The sequence below is a fragment of the Pseudorhodoferax sp. Leaf267 genome (assembly GCF_001422405.1).
Lineage (GTDB): Bacteria > Pseudomonadota > Gammaproteobacteria > Burkholderiales > Burkholderiaceae_C > Pseudorhodoferax.
Genome location: NZ_LMMV01000023.1, coordinates 179,058 through 201,006, shown reverse-complemented (window position 1 = coordinate 201,006; position 21,949 = coordinate 179,058). Strand labels below are relative to the sequence as shown.

Sequence of the window (21,949 nt, the reverse complement as noted above, 5' to 3'; positions counted from 1 at the left end):
CGCACCCACGGCGTGCCCGGCGCGCGCCGCAGTCCCACCCATGTCCCATGCTTGGCAATTCTTCCGGGCAGGCGGCGTCGATCAGGTCCTGATCGCCCGCGGCGCCGACATCGCCCACCTGCACGAACTCGACCAGAAGCTCTGGGTCGCGCTGGCCTGCCCGACGCGCGGCCTGCACTTCGACACGCGCACGCTGGACCTGATCGACACCGACCACGACGGCCGCATCCGCGCCCCCGAGCTGCTGGCCGCCTGCGACTGGGCCTGCGCCAGGCTGCGCGATGCCGACCTGCTGCTGCGGGGCGGCAAGCGCCTGGCGCTGGCCGACCTGGCCGACAACGACACTGGCCGCGCGCTGGCCGAGGAGGCACGGCGCAGCCTGCAGCGCCATGGCGAGGCCGGCAGCGCCGACATCGGCCTGGACGTGCTGGCCGAGCGCCAGAAGCACCTGGCCGGCGAGCCCTTCAACGGCGACGGCATCGTGACGCCGGCCTCGGCTGGCGACGACGCGCCGCTGCGCGCGCTGGTCGAGCGCATCGTCGCCACACAGGGCGGCGTGCCCGATGCGGGCGGCACGCCGGGCGTGGACGCCGCGCACGCCAAGGCCTTCTTCGACGCGGCCGAGAAGCTGCTGGCCTGGCACGCGCGCGGCGAGCAGGACTGCGGCACGCTGCGCAGCGCGGCCGAGGCCGTGGAGGCCGTGCATGCCAAGGTGGAGGACTTCTTCGCGCGCTGCCGGCTGGCCGGCTACGACCCGCGCGCGGCCGAGGCACTGAGTGCGCCGCCGCCCGAAGAGCTGCGTGGCCGCGCTCTGCAGCCGCTGTCGCTGACCGGTGAGCTGTTGGCGCAGCTGCCGCTGGCCCCGGTGGCCGTCGGCCGCGCGCTGCCGCTGGACGGCGCCGCCAACCCGGCCTGGCAACCGGCGTTGCAAACCTTGCGCACGCAGGCCGTCGCACCGCTGCTGGTCGACGGCGCACGAGACACCCTGACCGAGGCCGAATGGCAGCAGCTCAAGACCCTGGTCGCCCCTTGCCGCGACTGGCTGACCACGCGCCCGACCAGCCCTGTGGCCGCGCTGGGCACCGAAGCCCTGCGCACGCTGCTCGGCGACGACCTGCCGGCCGCCCGCGCACGACTGGACGCGCTCATCGCACAGGACAGCGCCGCCGCCCCGCAGCAGGGCTTGGTCAACGACCTCGAAAAGCTGCTGCGCCTGCAGCGCGACCTGGTGGCGCTGCTGCGCAACTTCGTCTCGTTCGAGGCCTTCTACCACCGCGAAGGCGCGGTGTTCCAGGCCGGCCGGCTCTACCTGGATGGGCGCAGCTGCGAGCTCACGGTGCAGGTGGCCGATGCCGCCAAGCACGCCGTGGTCGCGGGCCTGGCCAAGGCCTACCTGGCCTACTGCGAATGCACGCGCGGCAAGGACAAGATGACGATTGCCGCAGCCTTCACGGCCGGCGACGTGGACTTCCTCTTCGTGGGCCGCAACGGCCTGTTCTACGACCGCGAGGGCCAGGACTGGGACGCGCGCATCGTGAAGGTCATCGAGAACCCGATCAGCATCGGCCAGGCCTTCATGTCGCCGTACAAGAAGTTCCTGCGCATGGTCGAGGAGCAGGTCGCCAAGCGTGCCGCCGCCAGCGACCAGACCCAGACCGGCAAGCTGGGCAGCTGGGCCGGCCAGATCGCCACGGCCGACAAGGTGCCCAGCGCGGCCAAGCCGGCTGCAGCCGACGCGGCCCCGGCCGCCGCGGCGCGCGGGCGCTTCGACGTGGGCACCGTGGCCGCGCTGGGCGTGGCGCTGGGCAGCATCAGCGCCGTGATCGTCGGCGTGTTCGGCAAGTTCGTGGAGCTGGGCTGGTGGATCCCGATGGCCATCCTGGGCATCGTGTTGTCGATCTCCGGCCCCAGCATGCTGATCGCCTGGCTCAAGCTGCGCCAGCGCAGCCTGGGCCCGATCCTGGACGCCAGCGGCTGGGCCATCAACGGCCGCATGCGGCTGAACGTACGGTTGGGCGCGTCGCTGTCGCAGACCGCGCATTTGCCGCCGGGCACGCAGCGCCTGCCCGATCCGTTCGCCGAGCCGGGCCATGGTCGGCTGGTGCTGCTGTGCGGGCTGCTGGTGGCGGCGCTGGCGCTGGCCGCCTGGCGGCTGAACTGGCTCGGGGCGTTGGCGAGCCTGTCGGGCTGAGAGCTTCAGAGGCCAGGAACACCCGAGACCCCGCGCCGTGACGGCCGCATCAGCCGCTGGCTGCATCGTGGGGGATCAGCCTTCCACTTCCTTGAACACCTCGCGCGCGGTGCGGAACGCATCGACGGCCGCGGGCATGCCGCAGTAGACGCCGGCCTGCAGGAAGGCCTCGCGGATCTCCTCCTTCGTCACGCCGTTGTTCAGCGCGCCGCGCAGGTGGATCTTGAGCTCGTGCGGCCGGTTCAGCGCGACCAGCATGCCCAGGTTGAGCAGGCTGCGGTCGCGGCGGGACAGGCCCGGGCGGTTCCACACGCCGTCCCACGCGTACTGCGTGACGAACTCCTGCAGCGGCTGGCTGAAGTCGTCCGCGCCCTGCAGCGCGGCGTCGACATAGGCCGAGCCCAGCACCTCGCGGCGCGTCTTGAGCCCGTTGTCGAAAGCGTCCTGGTCCATGGTGATGTCCTCGTGAAGTGGTTGGAAAACGGCAAACCCTGGCGCACATGATCGCCGACGCGCCCGCCCGACAAACGGCGGCAGAATCGACCCGAGCCGGGCCCGCCCCGGCCCCATGACAAAGGATCGCGCGCCGTGCAGAACGAACTCCCCTTCCTTAACCCCTATCGCCATGGCTTCGTGCGCCTGGCCGTGGCCGTGCCGCGCAACCGCGTGGCCGACACCAAGTACAACGCCGAGGAGACGGTGCGCCTGTACGCCGAGGCCAGCGAACAGGGCGCGGCCGTGGTGGCCTTTCCCGAGCTGGGCCTGTCGGCCTACACCTGCGACGACCTGTTCCACCAGAGCGCGCTGCTGGAGGGCGCGCTGGCCGCGCTGGCCCGCGTGGCCGAGGCCACGCGAGAGCGCCACACCGTGGCCATCGTCGGCCTGCCGCTGCGCGTGGACCACCGGCTTTACAACTGCGCCGCCATCGTGGCCGGCGGCCAGGTGCTGGGCGTGCAGCCCAAGACCTATCTGCCCAATTACGCCGAGTTCTACGAGGGCCGGCAGTTCGCAGCGGCCGACACGGCCGTCTCCACCACGGTGCAGATCAACGGCCAGAGCGTGCCCTTCGGCACCGACCTCGTCTTCCGTGCGCGCCAGCAGCCGCTCTTGGCGCTGCACGTGGAGATCTGCGAAGACCTGTGGGTGCCCATCCCGCCCAGCAGCTACGCAGCGCTGGCCGGTGCCACGGTGCTCGTGAACCTCTCGGCCTCCAACATCACCATCGGCAAGGCCGACTACCGGCACCGGCTCGTGGGCCTGCAGTCGGCGCGCTGCCTGGCGGCCTACCTGTACTCGTCGGCCGGCATCGGCGAATCGACCACCGACCTGGCCTGGGACGGCCAGGCGCTGATCTACGAAGGCGGCGAGCTGCAGGCCGAGAGCGAGCGCTTCAGCAATGTCTCGCACACCATCTTCGCGGACGTGGACCTGGAGCGCCTGGCGCACGAGCGCATGCGGCAGAACAGCTTCGGCGTGTCGGCCGGCAAGCACCGCGAGGCCCTGGCCGGCTGGCGCACGGTGGAGTTCGATTTGCCGCCGCCACAGAGCGTGCCGGGCGGCCTGCGCCGCGTGGTCGAGCGCTTCCCCTACGTGCCGGCCGATGCCGCCACGCGCGACGCGCGCTGCCACGAGGTCTTCAACATCCAGGTGCAGTCGCTCGTGCAGCGGCTGGAGGCCGCGCGCATCGAGAAGGTGGTGATCGGCATCTCGGGCGGGCTCGATTCCACGCACGCGCTGCTGGTGCTGGCCCAGGCCATGGACCGTCTCGGCCGGCCGCGCAGCCACATCCTGGGCTACACCATGCCGGGCTTTGCCACCACCGGCCGCACGCTGGAGCAGGCGCACCGGCTGATGGCCGCCGTGGGTTGCAGCGCGCAGGAGATCGACATCCGCCCCAGCTGCCGCCAGATGCTGGCCGACCTGGGCCACCCCTATGCCGAGGGCAAGCCGGTCTACGACATCACCTTCGAGAACGTGCAGGCCGGCGAGCGCACCAGCCATCTGTTCCGCCTGGCCAACCACCACGGCGCCATCGTGGCCGGCACGGGCGACCTCTCCGAGCTGGCGCTGGGCTGGTGCACCTACGGCGTAGGCGACCACATGTCGCACTACAACGTGAACGCCAGCGTGCCCAAGACGCTGATCAAGCACATGGTGCACTGGGTCGCCGGGCAGAACTGGCTGGGCGAGGCCGGCAGCCAGGTGCTGCGCGACATCCTGGCGACCGAGGTCAGCCCGGAGCTCGTGCCGACCGGCGCGAACGCCGAAGGCACGCAGGACCAGCCCGGCCAGCGCACCGAGGACACCGTGGGGCCGTATGAGCTGCAGGACTTCCACCTGTACTACATCGTGCGCCACGGCTTTCGGCCATCGAAGGTCGCCTACCTCGCGCACGCGGCCTGGCACGACGTGGACGCCGGCCCCTGGCCCGAGACGCTGCACGGCCCGCGCAACGCCTACGCGCTGGTGGACATCAAGAAGCACCTGAAGACCTTCGTCTGGCGCTTCTTCCAGATCAGCCAGTTCAAGCGCAGCTGCGTGCCGAACGCGCCCAAGGTGGGCTCGGGCGGCTCGCTGTCGCCGCGCGGGGATTGGCGTGCGCCGAGTGACGCGGAGGCGCGGATCTGGATGGATGAGGTGGCGGGGATACCGGTGGAGGGGTGAAGGGCGGGAGATCTCTAAAGGACAAAGATGCTGGCGTAAAGGACAAAGCCAAGCAATTGGCCTTTATGAAATCCTTACGAATCAGCCACTTGACGAAATCCAACGGTTAGTGAGCCAAGCCGCTTGGCAAACTTTGCGCGCATTTATCCTTTATGCCGAAGGCACTGCAAGGCTGTAGCGCCTCCATCGGCGCCCACCAGCCAGCCGCACGCTGCCGGTAGCCACCAGTTCATCGAGTGCGCGCTTGACGGTCTTGGCCGACACCTCGGCACCGATGCGTCGGTTCACATCGCTGGACGACGAATCCGGGTACCTCTGCAGGTCTTCGAGGATCAACGCCCGCAGCCGGTGGGGCGCCACGCGGCTGCGCGTGGTCTGCCGGTCCAGCCGAGCGCCGCGCAGCCAGTCGGGCGCCACGAAATAGCGTTTGCCGGAAGTCTGGCCAGCGCTCAGCACCAGGCCGCTGCGCAGCAGCTGACCCAGCCACACCGCCAGCGCCTCGCTGCCATCGGTTTCGAGCTGGGCGGCCAGTTCGCGTGCTGTCAGGCCCTCGGTCTGCGCCAGAACGCCCAGCGTGATGCGCTCGCGCTGGGTGAGCTCAAAGCGCGCGTCGGCTTCGCTCAGCAATTGCATCACCTCCGGTTTGGCGATGCGCCGCTGGATGGTCATGCGCACGCGGTCAGTGCCTTCGTCTAGCACCGGCGCCGGCCGCCCCAGTGACAGCAGCCGGTCGTAGACCAAGTCGATGCCACTGCCCTCCCGCTCCATCATCCCCAAGTCATGGAACACCCGCGCCATCGCCTCGTTGCGGCGCCGGCTGGCGTGCAGCATGTTGCGCGGCGCCACGCCCAGCGGCAGACGCCCGGGGTTCACCACCTCCAGGCGTTCGGGGTGCAGGTTCAGGTAGATGTCGCCCTGCTGCGTGTAGGGCCGGTGCACCAGCGCATTGACCAGCAACTCACGCACCACCTTCTCGTCATAAGCCGGCACGCTGCGGCGGAACATGCCTTCTGCCACCTCGTAGCTCTCGCGAAAGTCGGGCAGCTCGCGCCAGATGGCGTCGACCAGCTCGACCGGCGACAAGGTGTGGTCGTCCCACGTCCACTTGTTGATCTTCTGGGCCTGTTCGTCGTACTTGATGGCTTGTACCAGTGGCGCCGTGCCGAGCGCGCGACGGTCTTCGGTGCGGCCCAGCAGCAGCACGCCCAGGCGGGTGAGGTGGCGGCCCTGCGCCAGGCCATAGTGGGTCAGCAACTCACTAGGCGTCTTCTCGCGCACCGAATCCTTCACACGGTCCGATGCACGGATGCCGGCAACGAAGCGGGCCAGCTTGTCGGCATCGGTCGCACCGCGCGCCGCGCCGCTGTCCATCGCCTCCCAGGGCCGGCCCGGCCGCTCGTTGGCCAGGCGCAGCCGTCGTCGCCCAGCACCGGCTGGCAGGTGTCGCCCACACGCAGGAAGTAGCGGCCGTCGCGCGTGGACGCCACGGCGCCCGAGCGTTCGATCACGAGTTCGATAAATACCCCGCCGTTGGCCGCGCGCCGCAGGCTGGGCAGGGCTTGCACATTGACCGTCAGCTCGCCGATGCGTTTGCGCAACCGGTCCAGCAGCTCGGGCGCCACCGTTTGGCCGGGCGGTGGCAAGGTTTCGCCGTCTTCGATGCCGATCAGCAGGCGGCCGCCCGCGCCGTTGGCAAAGCAAACCGCGTCTTGCGCCAGCGCAGCCCAGTCAGCCGTCTTGCCACTGACGGTGCGCAAGGACTTGCGGTCGGTGTGCTGGTCTTCGAGGGTCATGCGTTCAGGGCAGCAGTCTTGAGAACGCGAAAACGTCAGTCGCGGGCAGCGCGGCATTCGTGATTCGCGTGTCGAGTTTGCCGCACTTTCCGCTTCGGCCGCAGCAGCGTTTTCAACTCCGCCGCGCCCTGCGCCCGCGCACTTCTGCGCGATCAGCAACTGCTCACACCGCGATGACCAAGCCCACCAACTCCTCCAACTCCGCATGCGACAGCCCCTCCACCCTGTCCACCAACCGCAACCCCTGCGGCGTGCACGCCAGCGTGGCCAGGTCGGTGTAGATGCGCTTGACGCAGCCGATGCCGGTCAGCGGGTAGGCGCAGGCCTCGACGATCTTGCTGTGCCCCTGCTTGGTGAGCAGGTCCATCATCACCCAGGTCTGCCTGGCACCGATGGCCAGGTCCATCGCGCCGCCCACGGCGGGGATGGAGCCGGGCTCGCCGGTGCTCCAGTTGGCCAGGTCGCCGGTGGCACTGACCTGGAACGCACCCAGCACGCAGATGTCCAGATGCCCGCCGCGCATCATCGCGAAGCTGTCGGCGTGGTGGAAATAGGCGCCGCCCGGCAGCAGCGTGACGGGCTGCTTGCCGGCGTTGATGAGGTCGTAGTCTTCGTCTCCGGCAGCCGGCGCCGGGCCCATGCCCAGGATGCCGTTCTCGCTGTGCAGCACCACCTCGATGTCGGGCGGGATGTGGTTGGCCACGCAGGTCGGCATGCCGATGCCCAGGTTCACGTAGGCGCCGTCGTGGATGTCCTGCGCGACGCGGCGGGCCAGTGCGTCCTTGGTGCGGGGTTGGTAGTGGGCCATGGCTGCAATCCCCTTCATGCGGCTTGCCGCAAGCCACCGGCCTGGGTGGCCGCATGGCCGATCTGGACGATGCGCGTCACATGGATGCCCGGCGTGACGATGGCCTCCGGGTCCAGCTCGCCGCATTCCACCGTGCGGTGCACCGTGGCCACCGTGCGCCGCGCGGCCATGGCCATGACCGGCCCGAAGTTGCGCGCGGCCTTGCGGTAGACCAGGTTGCCCCAGCGGTCGCCGCACTCGGCCTTGATGAGCGCCACGTCGCCGTGGATGGGCAGCTCCAGCACGTAGGGCTTGCCGTCGATGACGCGCGTTTCCTTCGCGCTGCCGTCGGCGTTCAGGGCCAGCGGCGTGCCGTAGCCGGTGGGCGTGAAGAAGGCGCCGATGCCGGCCCCGGCCGCGCGCAGGCGCTCGGCCAGGTTGCCCTGCGGCACGAGCTCCAGCTCGACCCGGCCGGCGCGGTACAGCGCATCGAACACCTGCGAGTCCGCCTGGCGCGGGAAGCTGCAGATGATCTTGCGCACGCGCCCGGCCTGCAGCAGCGCGGCCAGGCCGGTGTCGCCGTTGCCGGCGTTGTTGTTGACCACGGTGAGCTCACGCGCACCCTGCTCGATCAGGCCGCCGATGAGCTCGTTGGGCACCCCGGCCGTGCCGAAGCCGCCGATCAGCACGGTGGCGCCATCTGCGATGCCGGCCAGCGCCTCGCCGATGGAGGCTGCGATTTTGTTGATCATGTGAGTGCCCTCCTGTTCAGTCCAGCCCGTGCAGGCGCACGAGGTTCGATGCCGCGGGCGCCGGGCCGCCATACCAGTGGTGCGCGATGAAGCCACCATCGTTGATGGCGAACGGGCCGTCATCGCCCGCGCGCCAGGCCAGCGCCGTGCTGCCGACCAGCTCCGGCCCGATGCCGGGCACCTCGGACACCACACGGGCCGGCGTGATCTTCATGATCTCCTTGCGGTGCGTCGTGTAGTAGAGGTTGCCGAGCGGAGAAAACACGAAGTCGTCGGCACGCACCGGCTGCGCGAACACTTCCACCGCGCCGGCCCGCGCCAGGTCGGCGCCGATCGGCACGCGCAGCATCGTGGCGCGCGCCGTGTTGGAGATGTAGAGATGCCCGGCGTGGATCTTCAGCCCGTTGGCCGCCGGCGTGGGCAGCGCAAAGCCGGCTGGCACGTCGAGCGCCTCGTCCTGCAGCCAGCGCGAGACCGCCTGGCTGCGCACGTCCAGGTGCCAGACCGTGCCGCCCCGGCCATCGGCCAGCAGCAACCGGCCGGGTGCCAGCAGCGTCATGCCGTTGAGGGCTTTGGCGTCTTCGATCTTGAGCAGCCGCTCTGGCGCCTGGCCGCGCGACATCCGGTAAACCCATTGCGTGGGCGGTGAGGTCTTGTCGCTGATGCCGCGGTCGGCCGCGCCGAAGTACAACGTGCCGTCGCTGTCGAACACCATGCCCCAGGGGTGCACGTCCAGGCGGGCCACCACGGCGAAGCCCTTGTCGTCGGCATAGCGCAGGATCTGCCGGCCCTGGAAATCGGTCACGTACAGCGCGTTGTCGGGGCCGACTGCGATGCTTTCCAGAAACGAGGGCGCAGACTGCTGCGCGACCACGACCGCGCGCACGCTGGTGCCCGGATTGGGGGCCTGCGCGTACGCAGCGCGGCCGATGAACGCGCAGGCGAGCGCCTGCCACAAGACTCTGTGGTGCATGGAATGTCTCCGTCTGTCAGGGTGAGGGGCTCAGGCCGCCGGCGGCACGCCGTCGTATGCGTTCTGCAGCAGTTGGCGCAGGGCCCGGGCCTCGATGGGACGCGGGTTGGGGTATTCGTTCTCGAGCGCGATGGCGCAGGCGCGGTCCAGGTCGGCGGCCTGCAGGCCGATGTCCTTCAAGGCCAGCGGCGCGCCGTTGTCGCAGGCCAGGGCGTACACGGCCTGCGCGGCATACGTGCCGCCCAGCGCGCGCGCGATGCGCTGCATGGCCTCGGGCGCGGCCGCGGCGTTGTAGGCCAGTGCGTGCGGCAGCACGATGGTGTGCGTCTCGGCATGCGGCAGGTTGAAGCTGCCGCCCAGCGTGTGGCACAGCTTGTGGTGCAGGCCCATGCCCACGCTGCCCAGCACCGAGCCGCACAGCCAGGTGCCGTACAGCGCATCGGCGCGCGCCTGCACGTCGCCGGCATCGCGACCGATGGCCGGCAGCGCGCGGCCGAGCGCGGCAATGCCTTCCTCGGCCATCAGGTTCATCACCGGGTTGCCGTCGGCCGCGTACAGCCCCTCGGCCGCATGGGCGATGGCGTTGATGCCGCTCACCACCGACATGCGCACCGGCAACCCCAGCGACAGTTGCGGGTCGTAGATCACCGTGCGCGGCAGCACGCGCAGGTCGCGCCCGGTGCGCTTGAGGCCGGCCTCCGTCAGGCCGTAGATGGGCGTCATCTCTGAGCCGGCGTAGGTGGTGGGGATGGCCAGGATCGGCAGGCCCGAGTCGAAGGCAATGGCCTTGCCCAGGCCGATGGTGGAGCCGCCGCCGATGGCGACCGCGCAGTCCGCGCCCTGCTGCGCGGCAAAGCGCCGCGCCTCGCGGGCCGTCTCGATGGGCACGTGCATCACGGCGCCGTCGAAGATGCCCGCGGCGCGCGCGCCCAGCAGGTCGGCCACCTGCTCGGCCTGCGCCCGCTGCTGCGGCGTGCACAGCACGATGGCCTTGCGCGCACCGATGGCGTCGAGCTCGGCCGCGGTCTGCTGCAGCGTGCCGGCGCCGAACAGCACGCGCTGCGCGCGGCTCACGAAGGTGAAGTTCTGCATGGCGGTCATTCCGCGACGATGTTGCGGGCCTTGATCACGCGGCCCCAGCGTTCGCTCTCGGCCTTGACGAGCTGGTTCATCTGCTCGCGCGAGCCGGCCACCACCTCGAAGCCGCCTTCGGCGAAGCGCTTGGCCACCTCGGGGCTCTGCAAGGTGGCCGTCATGTCGGCAGCCAGCCGGTCGAGCACCGGCACCGGTGTCCTGGCAGGCGCCACCATGCCGACCCAGGAATAGACCTCGAAGCCCTTGTAGGTCTCGGCCACAGTGGGCACATCGGGCAGCGCGGCGGCGCGCTTCGCTGAGGTGATGGCCAGCGCGCGCAGCTTGCCGCCCTGCACCTGGGGCAGCACCAGCGGCAGGCTGGCGATCATCGAATCGACATGGCCGCCCAGCAGGTCGGTGATGGCCGGGCCGCCGCCCTTGAACGGCACGTGCGTGCCGCTGGTGCCTGCCGTCTCGTGGAACAGCTCGGCCGCCAGGTGGTTGGAGCTACCCGCGCCGACCGACGCGAACGACACGGCGCCCGGCTTCTTGGCGGCGGCCACGTAGTCTTGCAGCGTCCTGTAGGGCGACGCGGCCGGCACCACCAGCACCATGGGCGAGCGCGCCACGTACGAGACGCCCGTGAGGTCGCGCAGCGTGTTGTAGGGAAGCCGGGGGTAGATGTGCTGCTCGGTGGCGTAGGAGTCGAACACCAGCGCCACGGTGTAGCCGTCGGGCGCGGCCTTGGCCACGGCGGCCATGCCGATGGTGCCGCCCGCGCCGCCCTTGTTCTCGATGATCAGCGGCTGGCCGAGCCGGGCGCGCAGCGGCTCCTGGATCTGCCGCGCCACCTTGTCCACCGTGCCGCCGGCCGCGAACGGCACGACCAGCGTGACGTTCCTGCTCGGGAAGTCCTGCGCCATCGCCAGGCCCGGCAACGCAACATACAGCGCAAGGCCCAGGCCGAACCGGCGCCGCGAGGCCCGCGCCTGTGGCGTCTGGTGGGTGGCGCCGGGCGGCGCGGTGGTGGTTGCGGGCATCGCTTTGTCTCCTTGTAGGGTCGGTGGGCGGATGGTATGGTTTGCGCCCCGGCGATGGAATCACCGCCAGTTGCCAAACGCCTTTGCGCAGGTTGCACAGATGGAATCGATCAAGTTCGCCGAGAACCTTGCGATGTTCGTGGACGTGGCCCAGGCCCGCAGCTTCTCGGCCGTGGCGCGGCGCAAGGGCCTGGTGGCCTCGTCGGTGGCGCGCCAGATCGACGCGCTGGAGGACGACCTCAAGGTCGCGCTGTTCACGCGCTCCACGCGCGCGCTGGTGATGACCGATGCGGGCAGCCTGCTGTTCGACCGGGCCGTGAAGATCCTGCACGACATGCGCGTGGTGCGCAGCGAGGTGGTGTCGGCCGAGCAGACGGTGCAGGGCGTGTTGCGCGTGAGCTGCGTGCCGGCCTTCGGGCGGCGCCATGTGGTGCCGCACCTGGGCACGCTGTTCGAGAAGCACCCGCAGCTGAGCGTGGAACTGGAGCTGACCGAGCGCACGGTCGACGCCGTGCTGGAGCGCTTCGACCTGGTGATCCGCCTGGGCCAGCAACCCGACAGCAGCCTGGTGGGCCAGCGCATCGGCAACCAGCGCTACATCATCGGCGCCTCACCGGCCTACCTGCAGCGCTACGGGCGCCCCACGCACTTCGACGACCTGGCGCGGCACCGGCTGATCGACCGCCAGCACAGCACCAGCACGCGCGGCTGGCGCGAGCTGGCCGGGCCGCAGGCCTGGATGCCCGAGCAGTTCGCCTTCGAGTGCGACGACTGCGATGCGCGGCGGCTGTCGGCCGCGCAGGGCCTGGGCATCGCGCTGATGCCGAACTGGGCGATCGGCGAAGACCTGGCTGCCGGCAAGCTGGTGGCGCTGGACCTGGAGGGCGCGCCGCCGCTGGACGCCACGGGCATCTTCCTGCTGCGCACTGCGCCGCGCGCCAACACCAAGACGCGTGCCTTCACGCAGCATCTGCTGGACAGCATCGGGCGCTCGGCGAGCTGGGTGCAGGACGCCGAAACGGCCAACGCGGCCTGAAGCCGTGCAGGCCGCGGGCGCGCGCTGCCAGATCAGTCGAGCTTGACGTTGCTGCCCTTCACGATGGCGCCCCACTTGGGCACCTCTTTCTGCAGATGGCTGCCGAAGTCGGCAGGCGCCATCCATTCCGCGGTGAAGCCCTGGGCGGCCAGCTTGTCCCGGATGTCGGGCATGGCCAGCACCTTCTGCATGTCGCCGCTGATCCTGTCGACGATGGCCTTGGGTGTGGCGGCGGGCGCCATCATCCCGATGAAGGCGACGGCCTCGAAGCCGGGGTAGCCCTGCTCGGCCACCGTCGGCACGTTTGGCAGCACGGGTGAACGCTTCTTGCCCGTCACGGCCAGGGCCTTGAGCTTGCCCGACGTGATGAAGGGCGTGGCCGAGATCATGGTGTCCAGCATGTAGGTGGTCTGCCCGCCCATCACGTCGGTCAGGCCCGGGCCGCTGCCCTTGTAGGGCACGTGGATGGTCTTGATGCCGGCGGCGGTGTTCAGCATCTCACCGCCCAGGTGGGTCGACGAGCCGTTGCCCGACGAGGCGAACGACAGCTCGCCCGGCTTGGCCTTGGCGGCAGCCACCAGCTCCTTCAAGTTGTTCGCCGCGAAGTCGGGCCGCGTCACCAGCACCAGCGGGCCGGTCATGACCATGGAGACGGGCGTCAAGTCCTTGAGCAGGTCGTACTTGAGCTGCTCCTTGGGGAACAGCGTCATGTTGATCGCGTGCGACGTGGCCACGATCAGGAAGGTGTAGCCGTCTGCCGGCGCCCTGGCGACGAAGTCGGCGCCGATGTTCGAGCCGCCACCGGCCTTGTTCTCGACGATGAACGACTGCTTCTCGATCTCGCCGAGCTTTTGCGCGATGAGCCGCGCCACGATGTCGTTCGGCCCGCCGGGCGCGTAGGGCACGACGATCTTCACGGGCTTGGACGGGTAGGCGTCCTGCGCGCGGGCCAGCGGTGCAACGAGGGCTGCCACGGTGGCCAGGGCGAGTGCGAGGGGTTTGAAAAACATGCTTGTCTCCTTTTTTCGGATCGGTTCAGGTCTTGTAGGAAGGGTCTTCGCGGTCCAGCTGGCGCAGCAGCGCAGGCCATTCCATCGGCGCGAAGTTGATCTTTCCCTCGGGGCCGTAGCGCTTGGCCATCGTGGCGGCCAGCTCGGGGCTGGGCATGCTGATGGCGGCGCCGCTGGCCAGCACGTCGACCTGCACCTTGCAGGCGGTCTCCAGCCAATACATCAGGTTCCACGCGTCCTGCACGGTCGGGCCGCAGCCGACCAGGCCGTGGTTGCGCAGGATCAGCGTGCTGTGCGGCCCCAGGTCGCGCGCGATGCGTTCGCGCTCGCCCATGTCCACGGTGGGCTGCTCGTAGTCGTGAAAGCCCACCGCGCCATAGAAGCGCATGGCCGTCTGGGTGAGCGGCAGCAGGCCGTCCCGCATGGCCGACACCGCCATGCCGGCGCGCGTGTGGGTGTGCATCACGCAGCGCAGGTCGCTGCGCGCGCCGTGCACGGCGCTGTGGATCATGAAACCGGCGCGGTTGACGGGGAACGTACCGAACTCGCCCTCGGGCTTGTCCACCACGTTGCCGTCCAGGTCCAGCGTGTAGAAGCACGAGGCCGTGATCTCGGTGTACAGCAGGCCGAACGGGTTGATCAGGAAGTGCTTGGCATCGCCCGGCACCTTGGCCGTGATGTGGTTGTAGATGAGGTCGCTCATGCCGTACTTCGCCACCAGGCGGTAGCAGGCGGCCAGGTCGGTGCGGACCTTCCATTCGGCATCGCTGACGCGCTCGCGCACGGAAGCGGCACGGGGTGTGACGGTGGTGTTCATGGGTGTTGGCCTCGCGGGGCGGTTCAGGAAGCTTCGGGCCGGCCGGCCAGCATGCGGCGCGCCGTGTAGCGCATGACGGCTTCGCCGCGCTGGTTGAAGACGTCGATGTTCGAATCGACGATGGCGCGGTTGCCCCTGGATGTGGGCTTCACGCCGGCCACCTCGACCACCGCGTGGATGGTGTCGTTCACGCGCACCGGCCCCAGCACCTTCTGCGTGCACTCCAGCATGGCCATGCCCGTGCCCTGGATCATGGTCTGCAGGATGAAGCCCTCGATCAGCGAATAGGTCAGCGCCGCGGGCACGGGTCGCCCGCCGATGGCGCTGGCCGCGCCTTCGGCGTCGATGAAGATGATCTCCAGCATGCCGGTGCACGAGATGAAGTTGACCAGGTCGGTCTCGGTCACGGTGCGGTTGAAGGTCTGGAATTTCTGGCCCACGGCCAGGTCCTGCCAGAAGAAGCCGTGGCCCAGCAGCGGGTACGGGCTTTGCGGTGCGGTCATATCGGTGCTCCTTGCCATGCGGGGGATGTGGTGGCCAGCGGCGCGATGCCGGCCTCGGTCAGCACCTGGTGCGTGTGCTCGCCCAGGCGCGGCGCCATGCCCACGGGCAGCTGGCGCCGGTCGATGCGCACGGGCGCACCGGGGAACTGCAAACGGCCCATGCGCGGGTCGTCGATGGTCTTGAAGAAGCCGGTGGCCTTGAGGTGCGCGTCGTCCACCAGCTCGTCGAGCCGGTTCATGCGCGAGGCCGGCACCTCCAGCCTGGCGAAGACCTCGAGCCACGCTTGCGTGCTGCGCGTGGCGATCACCTGCGCGGCCAATGTGTACAGCGCGTCGATGTTCTTCGTGCGCTCGGTGATGTTGGCAAAGCGCGGGTCGGCCGCGGCCTCGGGCATGCCGCCCTCGATGAAGAAGCGCTGCCAGTGCGCATCGGTGTAGGGCATGGCGCACAGGTAGCCGTCGGCCGTGCGGTAGGGCCGGCGGTGCTGGGCGAACAGGCGCGGGTAGCCCGTGTCTGCCAGCGGCGGCGTGAAGTGGTGGCCGTAGAAGTGCTCGACCAGGTTGAACGCCACCATGGACTCGAGCATCGGCACCTCGACATAGCCGCCCTGGCCCGTGCGCTCGCGCCGGAACAGCGCGGCCAGGATGGCGTGGGTGGCAACCAGGCCCGACGTCTTGTCGGCCGCGATGGTGGGGAAGTACTGCGGCGCGCCCGACTGGCGTTCCATCAGCGCAGCGCAGCCCGACAGGCCCTGGATGATGTCGTCGTATGCCGGCATGCCGCCATAGGGGCCGTCTTCGGCAAAGCCGTGCAGGCCCACATAGACGAGGCGCGGGTTGCGCGCCAGCAGGGTGTCCGGGTCCAGGCCGATGGCGGCCAGCTTCTGCGGGCGGATGCTGTGCATCAGCACGTCGGCCGTGTCCACCAGCGTCAGCAGCGCAGCGCGGGCGTCGGCCTGCTTCAGGTCCAGCACCACGCTGCGCTTGCCGCGGTTCACACCCAGGAAGATCGCGCCCATGCCGGGCTCGGTGCTGGGGCCGGTGCGGCGGGTGGAGTCGCCCTCGGGCGGCTCGATCTTGATGACATCGGCGCCGTACTCGGCCAGGTTCTGGCTGGCGTAGGGGCCGAGCACCACGGCGCTCAGGTCGAGCACACGCACACCGTCGAGTGGCAGGGGGGACGCAGGGGTCATCGGCTGTCGCGGTGTCTCGGGCCGCGCTGTGGTTAGGGAATGCCTGCATGGTAGGAAGGCAGGCTTAACGCGTCCAATACCGTTGATGTCCTCAGCGATACCTCTTGCCTAAAGCCTCACATGGAACTGCGCCAGCTCCAGCAATTCATCGCCGTGGCCGAGACGCTGAACTTCCGGCGCGCGGCCGAGCGCCTGCACATGGCCCAGCCGCCGCTGTCGGTGGCCATCCGCAAGCTGGAGGACGAGGTCGGCGCGCCGCTGTTCGAGCGCCAGGCGCGCGGCGTGGCGCTGACGCCGGCCGGCGTGGCCGCGTTGGGGCTGGCGCAGCGCTGCATCAACGACGCCGCCGCCCTGCGCGGTGTGGCGCAGGCAGCGGCCGGCGGTGTGCGCGGGCTGCTGCGCGTGGGCTTCGTGGGCTCGGCCACCTACGCGCTGCTGCCGCGGCTGCTGCCGGCGTTTCGCGCGCGCTACCCCGGCGTCGAACTCGTGCTGCGCGAGTCGGCCAACCTGGGCCTGCTGGCCATGGTGGAAAGCGGCGAGCTCGACATCGGCCTGGTGCGCTATCCCACAGGCTCGGCCAGCGCGCTGCGCTTCGAGATCGTGGAGCGCGACGTGTTCTGCGCCGTGCTGCCGGTGGGCCATGCGCTGGCCGGCAAGAAGCGGCTGACGCTGGTCATGCTGGCGCAGGAGCCGTTTGTCGACTACGCCTCCACGCGCGTGCCCGGCCTGCACGCGATGGTGATGCTGGCCTTCCAGCAGGCCGGCCTCGCGCCCCGCGTGGCGCAGGAGGCCACGCAGGTGCAGACCGTCATCAGCCTGGTGCAAAGCGGCATGGGCGTGGCGCTGGTGCCGTCGGTCAGCGCGCGGCTCGCGGCCCGCGACGTGGTGTTCCGGCCGGTGCACGGCCTGCCGGCCTCGGCTGCGATTGCGCTCGCCATGGCGTCGCGCGAGGACGCCTACAACCCGGCGGCGCGGCGCTTCCGCGAACTGGCCCTCGCCTGCCAGGAGGACGGCGACCGCACGCCACCGGCCGGCGGCTGACGCTCAGCGGCACATGCGGTAGGGCCCGCGGTCCAGATGGAAGTGGTCTGCATGCGCCTGGTTGTAGTCGGGCCCCAGCACGCCGTCGAACAGCCCGCACGCGCCCTGGTGCACCGCGCGCAGGAAGCGGCCCTTGGCGTCATCGCCAGCCCCCCAGTCCCGCGCCAGCGTGATGCGGCGCCCGTCCTGCAGCACGAAGCCGGCGACGTCGAACGCGTCGGCCGTCGCGTGCTGGCTGCGGTTGCCGGCCTCGCGGCCGTAGACGTTGCGGCAGGCGTAGCTGCCGTAGTGCTCGATGCGCCGCACGGGCGCGCCCAGCAGCACCTCGGCCTGCGGCTGCAGCACATGGCGCTCCCACAGTGCGAGCGAGGCCGCGGCGCGGCAGCTCAGCACGAAGGGCTCGCCCACCTGCACGGCCGTGCGCCGCACGCGCACGGCGTCGGTGAAGCCGCAGCCCGGGCCGGTGGCGCGGTCGGGCACGGGCTCGGTCTGCCACGGCGTCGTGGCCAGGAAGGCCTGGCAGGCGGCGGGCTGCGCGGAGACTTTGGACAGCTTGTAGGGCGTGAGCCAGCCGGGGGCTTCGTCGTAGGCCAGCGGCGCCCAGGGGTTGTGGCGGTCCGGCAGCGTCCACAGCCGGCCGTGCGTGGCGACCGCGGCGGCCAGGGCCAGGGCGAAGAGGGACAGCACGTAGCGCACCACGCGATTCTGCGGGGCCGGCGCGCGGTGGGGCGCGCACGGCGCCCAATCCCTTGGCCGCGCTCAGGTCACCGTCGCATGCGGATGCAGCGGGTGCGACAGCGTGTCGGCGATCAGGCGCAGCGCCTCGTCGCAGGCGTCGCGCGACATCGGCCCACCCAGGCAGATGCGCACGGCCTCGGGCGGCATGCCGTCGGTGGAGAAGGCTGCGCTGGCGACCACGCCCACGTTCTGCGTGCGCAGGTAGGACGCGAACTCCACCGTGCTCCAGGCCGTGGACAGCGGCAGCCACAGGTGGAAGCTGTCGCTGGGCGCGGCCACGCCGTAGGCGCCCAGGTGGCGCACGGCCATGGCCATGCGCGCGTTGGACTCGGCGCGCACCGCCTGCAGCATGGCCTCGGCCGTGCCGTCTTCGACCCACAGCGTGGCCAGCGCGTTGGTGATGGGCGAGGCCATGACGGTGGTCGCGCGCAGCGCGCCGGCCAGGCGCTGCGACTGGCGCGCACTCGGCGAGCGCACGTAGGCGTTGCGCAGGCCGGCGCCCAGCGTCTTGGAAAAGCCCGTGATGTAGTAGGTGAGCTCGGGCGCCAGCGTGGCGATGGCAGGCGGCATCTGGCGCGGCAGCAAGCCGTAGGCGTCGTCTTCGATGATGGGAATGGCGTAGCGCAGCGCGATGTCGGCCAGCGCCTCGCGGCGCGCGCGCGAGATGGTGGCGGTGGTGGGGTTGTTCAGTGTCGGGTTCACGTACAGCGCCTTGGGCTTGAGCGTCTTGCACGCGTGCTCGAACGACTCGCCCATCGGCCCCTCTTCGTCAAGGGGCAGCGCGTGCAGCCCGATGCCGAGCTGCGTGGCGATGGCCTTCACGCCCGGGTAGGTCAGCGCCTCCACGCAGACCAGCTCGCCGGGCCGCGCGAGCTGCGAGAACAGCGCGGCCAGCACGCTGTGGATGCCGGGGCACACCAGCATCTGGTCGAGCCGGCAGTCGGGCACACGCGGGCGGATCCACTGCATGCCGGCCTCGCGGTCGCGCACCGAGCCGCCGAAGTCCTGGTAGCGCAGCAGGTCCCACAGGTCGGAATCGGCCATCACACGCGCGGCGCTGTCGTGCATGCGCGCGAGCAGCGCGGCGTCCTGCGGCTCGGGCGGCAGGTTCATGGTCATCTCGGCGCCGCTGCCGCCACGCAGCGGCACGGCCGGGCCGCTGCGCCGGATGAAGGTGCCGGTGCCCGAGCGCGAGTCGATCAGGCCGCGCTTGCGCGCCTCGGCATAGCCGCGTGCCACCGTCGTGTAGTTCAGCCGCAGCTCGGCGGCCAGGTCGCGCAGCGTGGGCAGTTGATCGCGCGCCGTGAGTCGGCCCGTGCGGATGTCCTCCGCGATCAGGTCGGCCAGCAGCAGGTAGGCCGGCCGGTCGCTCGCTTCCAGGCGCTTGCGCCACTGCTGGGTGGTGGTGGTCATGGCGAGTTGATCGCATCCATTGATTGCATCGGTGCCCCTGGATGGACGCATGAAGCATGCCGGCCTTCCAGCCCAGCAGCGCATGGATTGCGTGCATGGCACCCCCTTGATCGGGTGCATTGATCGCATGGCGCATGCGTCAATGCGGTGCAGCGCGGCCGCCCTCCCGGCAACGCAAAGAGCCTGCCGAGGCGCCGAAAAATTTCTCGACCGGCCACACAGGGCGCCCGCGCTGATTGATCGCGCATTGATCGCATGGCCTGCGCCTTTCCATGGCACGGCGCATGCGAAAGAACAGGGCGCGCAACCCATTCCATCCACGTTCTTTCCCATCGGAGCCACCCATGCCCAAAGTCAGCAAAGCCCCCAACGTCGCCGGCGAACACCTGGTCGACTATGAAGAGAAAGTGTTCCCCGACGTGAAGGCCGAGCCCGGCGAGAAGGCACTCGTCACCTTCCACACCGTGGCCTTCGAAGGCTCCATCGGCTTCGTGAACCTGCTGCAGGCCACGCGGCTCAAGCGCAAGGGCTACGAGACCTCGGTGCTGCTGTACGGCCCCGGCGTCACGCTGGGCGTGCAGCGCGGCTTTCCCACGTTGGGCGACGAGGCCTTCCCCGGCCACCAGAACTTCAACAAGCAGATCACCAAGTTCATGGAGGAAGGCGGCAAGGTCTACGCCTGCCGCTTCGCGCTGCAGGCGCTGTACGGGCACGGCGAGGGCGCGCTGATCCCCGGCATCACGCCGATCAACCCGCTGGACGTGCTGGACATCGTGCTGCTGCACAAGAAGGCAGGTGCCGTGATCTTGGACACCTGGACGCTGTGAGGCGGCAGCTGCCATGACGACACAGCGCATCGTGCGCGCCGCCGCCGTCCAGATCGCGCCGGACTTCGAACACCCGGACGGAACGCTGAACAAGGTGTGCGAGGCCATCGACACCGCGGCGGCGCGCGGCGCGCAGATCGTGGTCTTCCCCGAGACCTTCGTGCCCTACTACCCCTACTTCTCGTTCGTGCAGCCGCCCGTGCTGCAGGGGCCGGCGCACATCCGGCTCATGGAGCGCGCGGTGGTCGTGCCCGGGCCGGTGACGGCGGCCGTGGCCGAGCGGGCGCGTGCGCGCGGCGTGGTCGTGGTGCTGGGCGTGAACGAGCGCGACCATGGCAGCCTGTACAACACGCAGCTGGTGTTCGACGCCGATGGCACGTTGGCGCTCAAGCGCCGCAAGATCACGCCGACCTACCACGAGCGCATGGTCTGGGGCCAGGGCGATGGCGCGGGGCTGAAGGTGGTGGACACCGCCGTCGGCCGTGTCGGCGCGCTGGCCTGCTGGGAGCACTACAACCCGCTCGCGCGCTACGCCCTGATGGCGCAGCACGAGCAGATCCACTGCGCGCAGTTCCCCGGCTCGCTGGTCGGGCCGATCTTCGCCGAGCAGATGGAGGTCACCATCCGCCACCACGCGCTGGAATCGGGCTGCTTCGTCGTCAACGCGACCGGCTGGCTCACCGACGCGCAGATCACCGCCATCACGCCCGACGCGGGTTTGCAAAAAGCGCTGCGCGGCGGCTGCCACACGGCCATCGTGTCGCCCGAGGGCAGGCACCTGGCGCCGCCCCTGACCGAGGGCGAAGGCATGGTGGTCGCCGACCTGGACATGGCGCTGATCACCAAGCGCAAACGCATGATGGATTCGGTCGGCCACTACGCCCGGCCCGAGCTGCTGCGCCTGGCGCTGGACGACCGGCCCGCCACGACCACGTGCGCCATGCCGGCCACGACCTCTCCTTCCAACTTCTCCCACGGGAGCACCCACCATGACCCCCTCCGCCCCGATATCGAGCCGGCAGTTGATGACCGAGTTGCAGTCCTTCGGGCTGCGGCTGGTTGACCCGAGCGCAGGCGTCGCCAGCCGGCGCGGCGGTGCCGGGCCGTCGGACCACAAGGCCGTGACGGTGGACGGGCACACGATCATGGTGCCGGTCCACACCTCCACCGCGTGGGACTCGCCCTTCGTCGCGCAGGCGCCCGACGCCACGGGCCGCAGCACCGTCATGCGCGGCACGATTCCGATCGCGCGCATCAGCTTCCCGAAGCAGCCGCGCTTTTACGCCATGCAGACGCTGGACGGCGTGCCCTACTCGCACATCGCCACGCTGCACGGCAGCGATGTGCTGGCCACCACCGTGCTGCAGACCTGCATCCGCTACCAGAGCCGCACCCGGACCTGCCAGTTCTGCGCCATCGGCCAGTCGCTGGCGGCCGGCCGCACGGTGGCGCGCAAGACGCCCGAGCAGCTGGCCGAGGTGGCGCGCGCAGCCGTGCTGCTGGACGGCGTGAAGCACATGGTGCTGACCACGGGCACGCCGAACGCGACCGACCGCGGCGCGGCCATCCTGTGCGAGAGCGCGTTCGCGATCAAGGCCGCGGTCGATCTGCCGATCCAGGGCCAGTGCGAGCCGCCCGACGACGACCGCTGGTTCCAGCGCATGCACGCCGCGGGCATCGACACGCTGGGCATGCACCTGGAAGCCGTGACGCCGGCCGTGCGCGAAAAGATCATGCCGGGCAAGGCCAGCGTGCCGATCGCGCGCTACATGGCCGCCTTCGAGGCCGCCGTCGCCGTGTTCGGCCGCGGCCAGGTCAGCACCTACATCCTGGCCGGGCTGGGCGACACGCGCGAGGCCATCCTCACGATCTGCGAGCAACTGCTGGCGCTGGGCGTCTACCCCTTCGTCGTGCCCTTCGTGCCGATCAGCGGCACGCCGCTGGAAAGCCACCCGGCGCCTACGCCCGAATTCATGCGGTCCATCCTGGAGCCGCTGGGCCGGAGCGTGGCCGCGCACAAGCTGCGCTCGGCCGACATCAAGGCCGGCTGCGGCAAGTGCGGCGCCTGCTCGTCGCTTTCGGTCTACGAAAGCTGAG

The 21,949-nt window shown here is 70.1% G+C and carries 21 protein-coding genes; 7 read left to right on the top strand and 14 right to left on the bottom strand.

The features are described 5' to 3' along the window. The first annotated feature begins 40 nt into the window (after positions 1-40). On the top strand, positions 41-2,191 hold the full coding sequence (locus tag ASF43_RS22910) for a hypothetical protein (RefSeq protein ID WP_156373477.1): 2,151 nt from the start codon (positions 41-43) through the stop codon (positions 2,189-2,191). A 75-nt stretch (positions 2,192-2,266) separates the two neighbouring features. Here ASF43_RS22910 and ASF43_RS22905 read toward each other — a convergent pair whose 3' ends face one another. Then, positions 2,267-2,644 (bottom strand): carboxymuconolactone decarboxylase family protein, encoded by a 378-nt coding sequence (locus tag ASF43_RS22905; RefSeq protein ID WP_056186227.1) that lies wholly within the window; start codon positions 2,642-2,644, stop codon positions 2,267-2,269. A gap of 135 nt (positions 2,645-2,779) precedes the next feature. On the opposite strand from ASF43_RS22905, the gene ASF43_RS22900 reads away from it, so the two are divergent. Further along, positions 2,780-4,855, top strand: a complete 2,076-nt coding sequence (locus ASF43_RS22900; protein ID WP_056186225.1) for an NAD(+) synthase — start codon at positions 2,780-2,782, stop codon at positions 4,853-4,855. 150 nt (positions 4,856-5,005) lie between these two features. Here the strand turns inward: ASF43_RS22900 and ASF43_RS22895 are convergent, their stop codons facing one another. From ASF43_RS22895 to ASF43_RS22870, 7 genes are all read right to left on the bottom strand, one after another. Further along, positions 5,006-6,226, bottom strand: coding sequence for an ATP-binding protein (locus ASF43_RS22895; RefSeq protein ID WP_235578339.1), 1,221 nt, complete (start codon positions 6,224-6,226; stop codon positions 5,006-5,008). Further along, entirely contained in the window at positions 6,142-6,648 is a 507-nt protein-coding gene (locus tag ASF43_RS31820) for a helix-turn-helix domain-containing protein (protein ID WP_235578338.1), read from the bottom strand. Before ASF43_RS31820 ends, ASF43_RS22895 begins: the two co-directional genes overlap by 85 nt. A 163-nt stretch (positions 6,649-6,811) precedes the next feature. Then, complete coding sequence (locus tag ASF43_RS22890; protein ID WP_056186222.1) at positions 6,812-7,456, bottom strand: 3-oxoacid CoA-transferase subunit B; 645 nt, start codon at positions 7,454-7,456, stop codon at positions 6,812-6,814. Positions 7,457-7,470: 14 nt separating this feature from the next. Beyond that, positions 7,471-8,187: a 3-oxoacid CoA-transferase subunit A gene (locus tag ASF43_RS22885; protein ID WP_056186220.1), complete on the bottom strand. Its 717-nt coding sequence runs from the start codon at positions 8,185-8,187 to the stop codon at positions 7,471-7,473. Between the two features lie 16 nt (positions 8,188-8,203). Next, positions 8,204-9,160: an SMP-30/gluconolactonase/LRE family protein gene (locus ASF43_RS22880; RefSeq protein ID WP_156373476.1), complete on the bottom strand. Its 957-nt coding sequence runs from the start codon at positions 9,158-9,160 to the stop codon at positions 8,204-8,206. 30 nt (positions 9,161-9,190) lie between these two features. Continuing rightward, positions 9,191-10,252 carry a maleylacetate reductase gene (locus tag ASF43_RS22875; protein ID WP_056186656.1) on the bottom strand — a complete coding sequence of 354 codons (1,062 nt, stop codon included), beginning with the start codon at positions 10,250-10,252 and terminating at the stop codon, positions 9,191-9,193. A gap of 5 nt (positions 10,253-10,257) precedes the next feature. Beyond that, a complete protein-coding gene (locus tag ASF43_RS22870; RefSeq protein WP_082498092.1) occupies positions 10,258-11,274 on the bottom strand; it encodes a tripartite tricarboxylate transporter substrate binding protein in 1,017 nt (338 codons plus the stop codon). A gap of 100 nt (positions 11,275-11,374) precedes the next feature. On the opposite strand from ASF43_RS22870, the gene ASF43_RS22865 reads away from it, so the two are divergent. After that, entirely contained in the window at positions 11,375-12,310 is a 936-nt protein-coding gene (locus tag ASF43_RS22865) for a LysR family transcriptional regulator (RefSeq protein ID WP_056186215.1), read from the top strand. A gap of 32 nt (positions 12,311-12,342) precedes the next feature. Here the strand turns inward: ASF43_RS22865 and ASF43_RS22860 are convergent, their stop codons facing one another. Genes ASF43_RS22860 through ASF43_RS22845 form a run of 4 tightly spaced genes read right to left on the bottom strand, consistent with a single transcriptional unit; the run spans position 12,343 to position 15,833 of the window. Continuing rightward, entirely contained in the window at positions 12,343-13,320 is a 978-nt protein-coding gene (locus ASF43_RS22860) for a tripartite tricarboxylate transporter substrate binding protein (RefSeq protein WP_056186212.1), read from the bottom strand. A 25-nt stretch (positions 13,321-13,345) separates the two neighbouring features. Next, on the bottom strand, positions 13,346-14,137 hold the full coding sequence (locus ASF43_RS22855) for a class II aldolase/adducin family protein (RefSeq protein ID WP_056186209.1): 792 nt from the start codon (positions 14,135-14,137) through the stop codon (positions 13,346-13,348). 23 nt (positions 14,138-14,160) lie between these two features. Beyond that, entirely contained in the window at positions 14,161-14,640 is a 480-nt protein-coding gene (locus ASF43_RS22850; protein ID WP_156373475.1) for a MaoC family dehydratase N-terminal domain-containing protein, read from the bottom strand. Further along, the gene (locus ASF43_RS22845) at positions 14,637-15,833 is read right to left on the bottom strand and encodes a CaiB/BaiF CoA-transferase family protein (RefSeq protein ID WP_056186204.1); all 1,197 of its coding nucleotides are present in this window, start codon (positions 15,831-15,833) and stop codon (positions 14,637-14,639) included. Before ASF43_RS22845 ends, ASF43_RS22850 begins: the two co-directional genes overlap by 4 nt. A 120-nt stretch (positions 15,834-15,953) precedes the next feature. On the opposite strand from ASF43_RS22845, the gene ASF43_RS22840 reads away from it, so the two are divergent. Further along, positions 15,954-16,874: a LysR family transcriptional regulator gene (locus ASF43_RS22840; RefSeq protein ID WP_056186201.1), complete on the top strand. Its 921-nt coding sequence runs from the start codon at positions 15,954-15,956 to the stop codon at positions 16,872-16,874. A 3-nt stretch (positions 16,875-16,877) separates the two neighbouring features. Here the strand turns inward: ASF43_RS22840 and ASF43_RS22835 are convergent, their stop codons facing one another. Together ASF43_RS22835 and ASF43_RS22830 are read right to left on the bottom strand one after the other, a co-directional pair. After that, entirely contained in the window at positions 16,878-17,570 is a 693-nt protein-coding gene (locus tag ASF43_RS22835; protein ID WP_056186649.1) for an extensin family protein, read from the bottom strand. A gap of 63 nt (positions 17,571-17,633) precedes the next feature. Next, positions 17,634-19,025: a PLP-dependent aminotransferase family protein gene (locus tag ASF43_RS22830; protein WP_056186198.1), complete on the bottom strand. Its 1,392-nt coding sequence runs from the start codon at positions 19,023-19,025 to the stop codon at positions 17,634-17,636. 344 nt (positions 19,026-19,369) lie between these two features. On the opposite strand from ASF43_RS22830, the gene ASF43_RS22825 reads away from it, so the two are divergent. The 3 genes from ASF43_RS22825 to ASF43_RS22815 are packed head-to-tail and all read left to right on the top strand — an operon-like array spanning position 19,370 to position 21,948. Next, complete coding sequence (locus tag ASF43_RS22825; protein ID WP_056186195.1) at positions 19,370-19,852, top strand: MSMEG_0572/Sll0783 family nitrogen starvation response protein; 483 nt, start codon at positions 19,370-19,372, stop codon at positions 19,850-19,852. Between the two features lie 13 nt (positions 19,853-19,865). Further along, positions 19,866-20,915: a Nit6803 family nitrilase gene (locus tag ASF43_RS22820; RefSeq protein ID WP_056186192.1), complete on the top strand. Its 1,050-nt coding sequence runs from the start codon at positions 19,866-19,868 to the stop codon at positions 20,913-20,915. Continuing rightward, positions 20,878-21,948 (top strand): MSMEG_0568 family radical SAM protein, encoded by a 1,071-nt coding sequence (locus tag ASF43_RS22815; protein ID WP_056186189.1) that lies wholly within the window; start codon positions 20,878-20,880, stop codon positions 21,946-21,948. Before ASF43_RS22820 ends, ASF43_RS22815 begins: the two co-directional genes overlap by 38 nt. Position 21,949: the final 1 nt, after the last annotated feature.

Coding starts and splice junctions, on each gene's coding strand:
- ASF43_RS22910 (WP_156373477.1), top strand. CDS start 41: ATGTCCCATGCTTGGCAATTCTTCCGGGCAGGCGGCGTCGATCAGGTC.
- ASF43_RS22905 (WP_056186227.1), bottom strand. CDS start 2,644: ATGGACCAGGACGCTTTCGACAACGGGCTCAAGACGCGCCGCGAGGTG.
- ASF43_RS22895 (WP_235578339.1), bottom strand. CDS start 6,226: ATGGACAGCGGCGCGGCGCGCGGTGCGACCGATGCCGACAAGCTGGCC.
- ASF43_RS31820 (WP_235578338.1), bottom strand. CDS start 6,648: ATGACCCTCGAAGACCAGCACACCGACCGCAAGTCCTTGCGCACCGTC.
- ASF43_RS22890 (WP_056186222.1), bottom strand. CDS start 7,456: ATGGCCCACTACCAACCCCGCACCAAGGACGCACTGGCCCGCCGCGTC.
- ASF43_RS22885 (WP_056186220.1), bottom strand. CDS start 8,187: ATGATCAACAAAATCGCAGCCTCCATCGGCGAGGCGCTGGCCGGCATC.
- ASF43_RS22880 (WP_156373476.1), bottom strand. CDS start 9,160: ATGCACCACAGAGTCTTGTGGCAGGCGCTCGCCTGCGCGTTCATCGGC.
- ASF43_RS22875 (WP_056186656.1), bottom strand. CDS start 10,252: ATGCAGAACTTCACCTTCGTGAGCCGCGCGCAGCGCGTGCTGTTCGGC.
- ASF43_RS22870 (WP_082498092.1), bottom strand. CDS start 11,274: ATGCCCGCAACCACCACCGCGCCGCCCGGCGCCACCCACCAGACGCCA.
- ASF43_RS22865 (WP_056186215.1), top strand. CDS start 11,375: ATGGAATCGATCAAGTTCGCCGAGAACCTTGCGATGTTCGTGGACGTG.
- ASF43_RS22860 (WP_056186212.1), bottom strand. CDS start 13,320: ATGTTTTTCAAACCCCTCGCACTCGCCCTGGCCACCGTGGCAGCCCTC.
- ASF43_RS22855 (WP_056186209.1), bottom strand. CDS start 14,137: ATGAACACCACCGTCACACCCCGTGCCGCTTCCGTGCGCGAGCGCGTC.
- ASF43_RS22850 (WP_156373475.1), bottom strand. CDS start 14,640: ATGACCGCACCGCAAAGCCCGTACCCGCTGCTGGGCCACGGCTTCTTC.
- ASF43_RS22845 (WP_056186204.1), bottom strand. CDS start 15,833: ATGACCCCTGCGTCCCCCCTGCCACTCGACGGTGTGCGTGTGCTCGAC.
- ASF43_RS22840 (WP_056186201.1), top strand. CDS start 15,954: ATGGAACTGCGCCAGCTCCAGCAATTCATCGCCGTGGCCGAGACGCTG.
- ASF43_RS22830 (WP_056186198.1), bottom strand. CDS start 19,025: ATGACCACCACCACCCAGCAGTGGCGCAAGCGCCTGGAAGCGAGCGAC.
- ASF43_RS22825 (WP_056186195.1), top strand. CDS start 19,370: ATGCCCAAAGTCAGCAAAGCCCCCAACGTCGCCGGCGAACACCTGGTC.
- ASF43_RS22820 (WP_056186192.1), top strand. CDS start 19,866: ATGACGACACAGCGCATCGTGCGCGCCGCCGCCGTCCAGATCGCGCCG.
- ASF43_RS22815 (WP_056186189.1), top strand. CDS start 20,878: ATGACCGAGTTGCAGTCCTTCGGGCTGCGGCTGGTTGACCCGAGCGCA.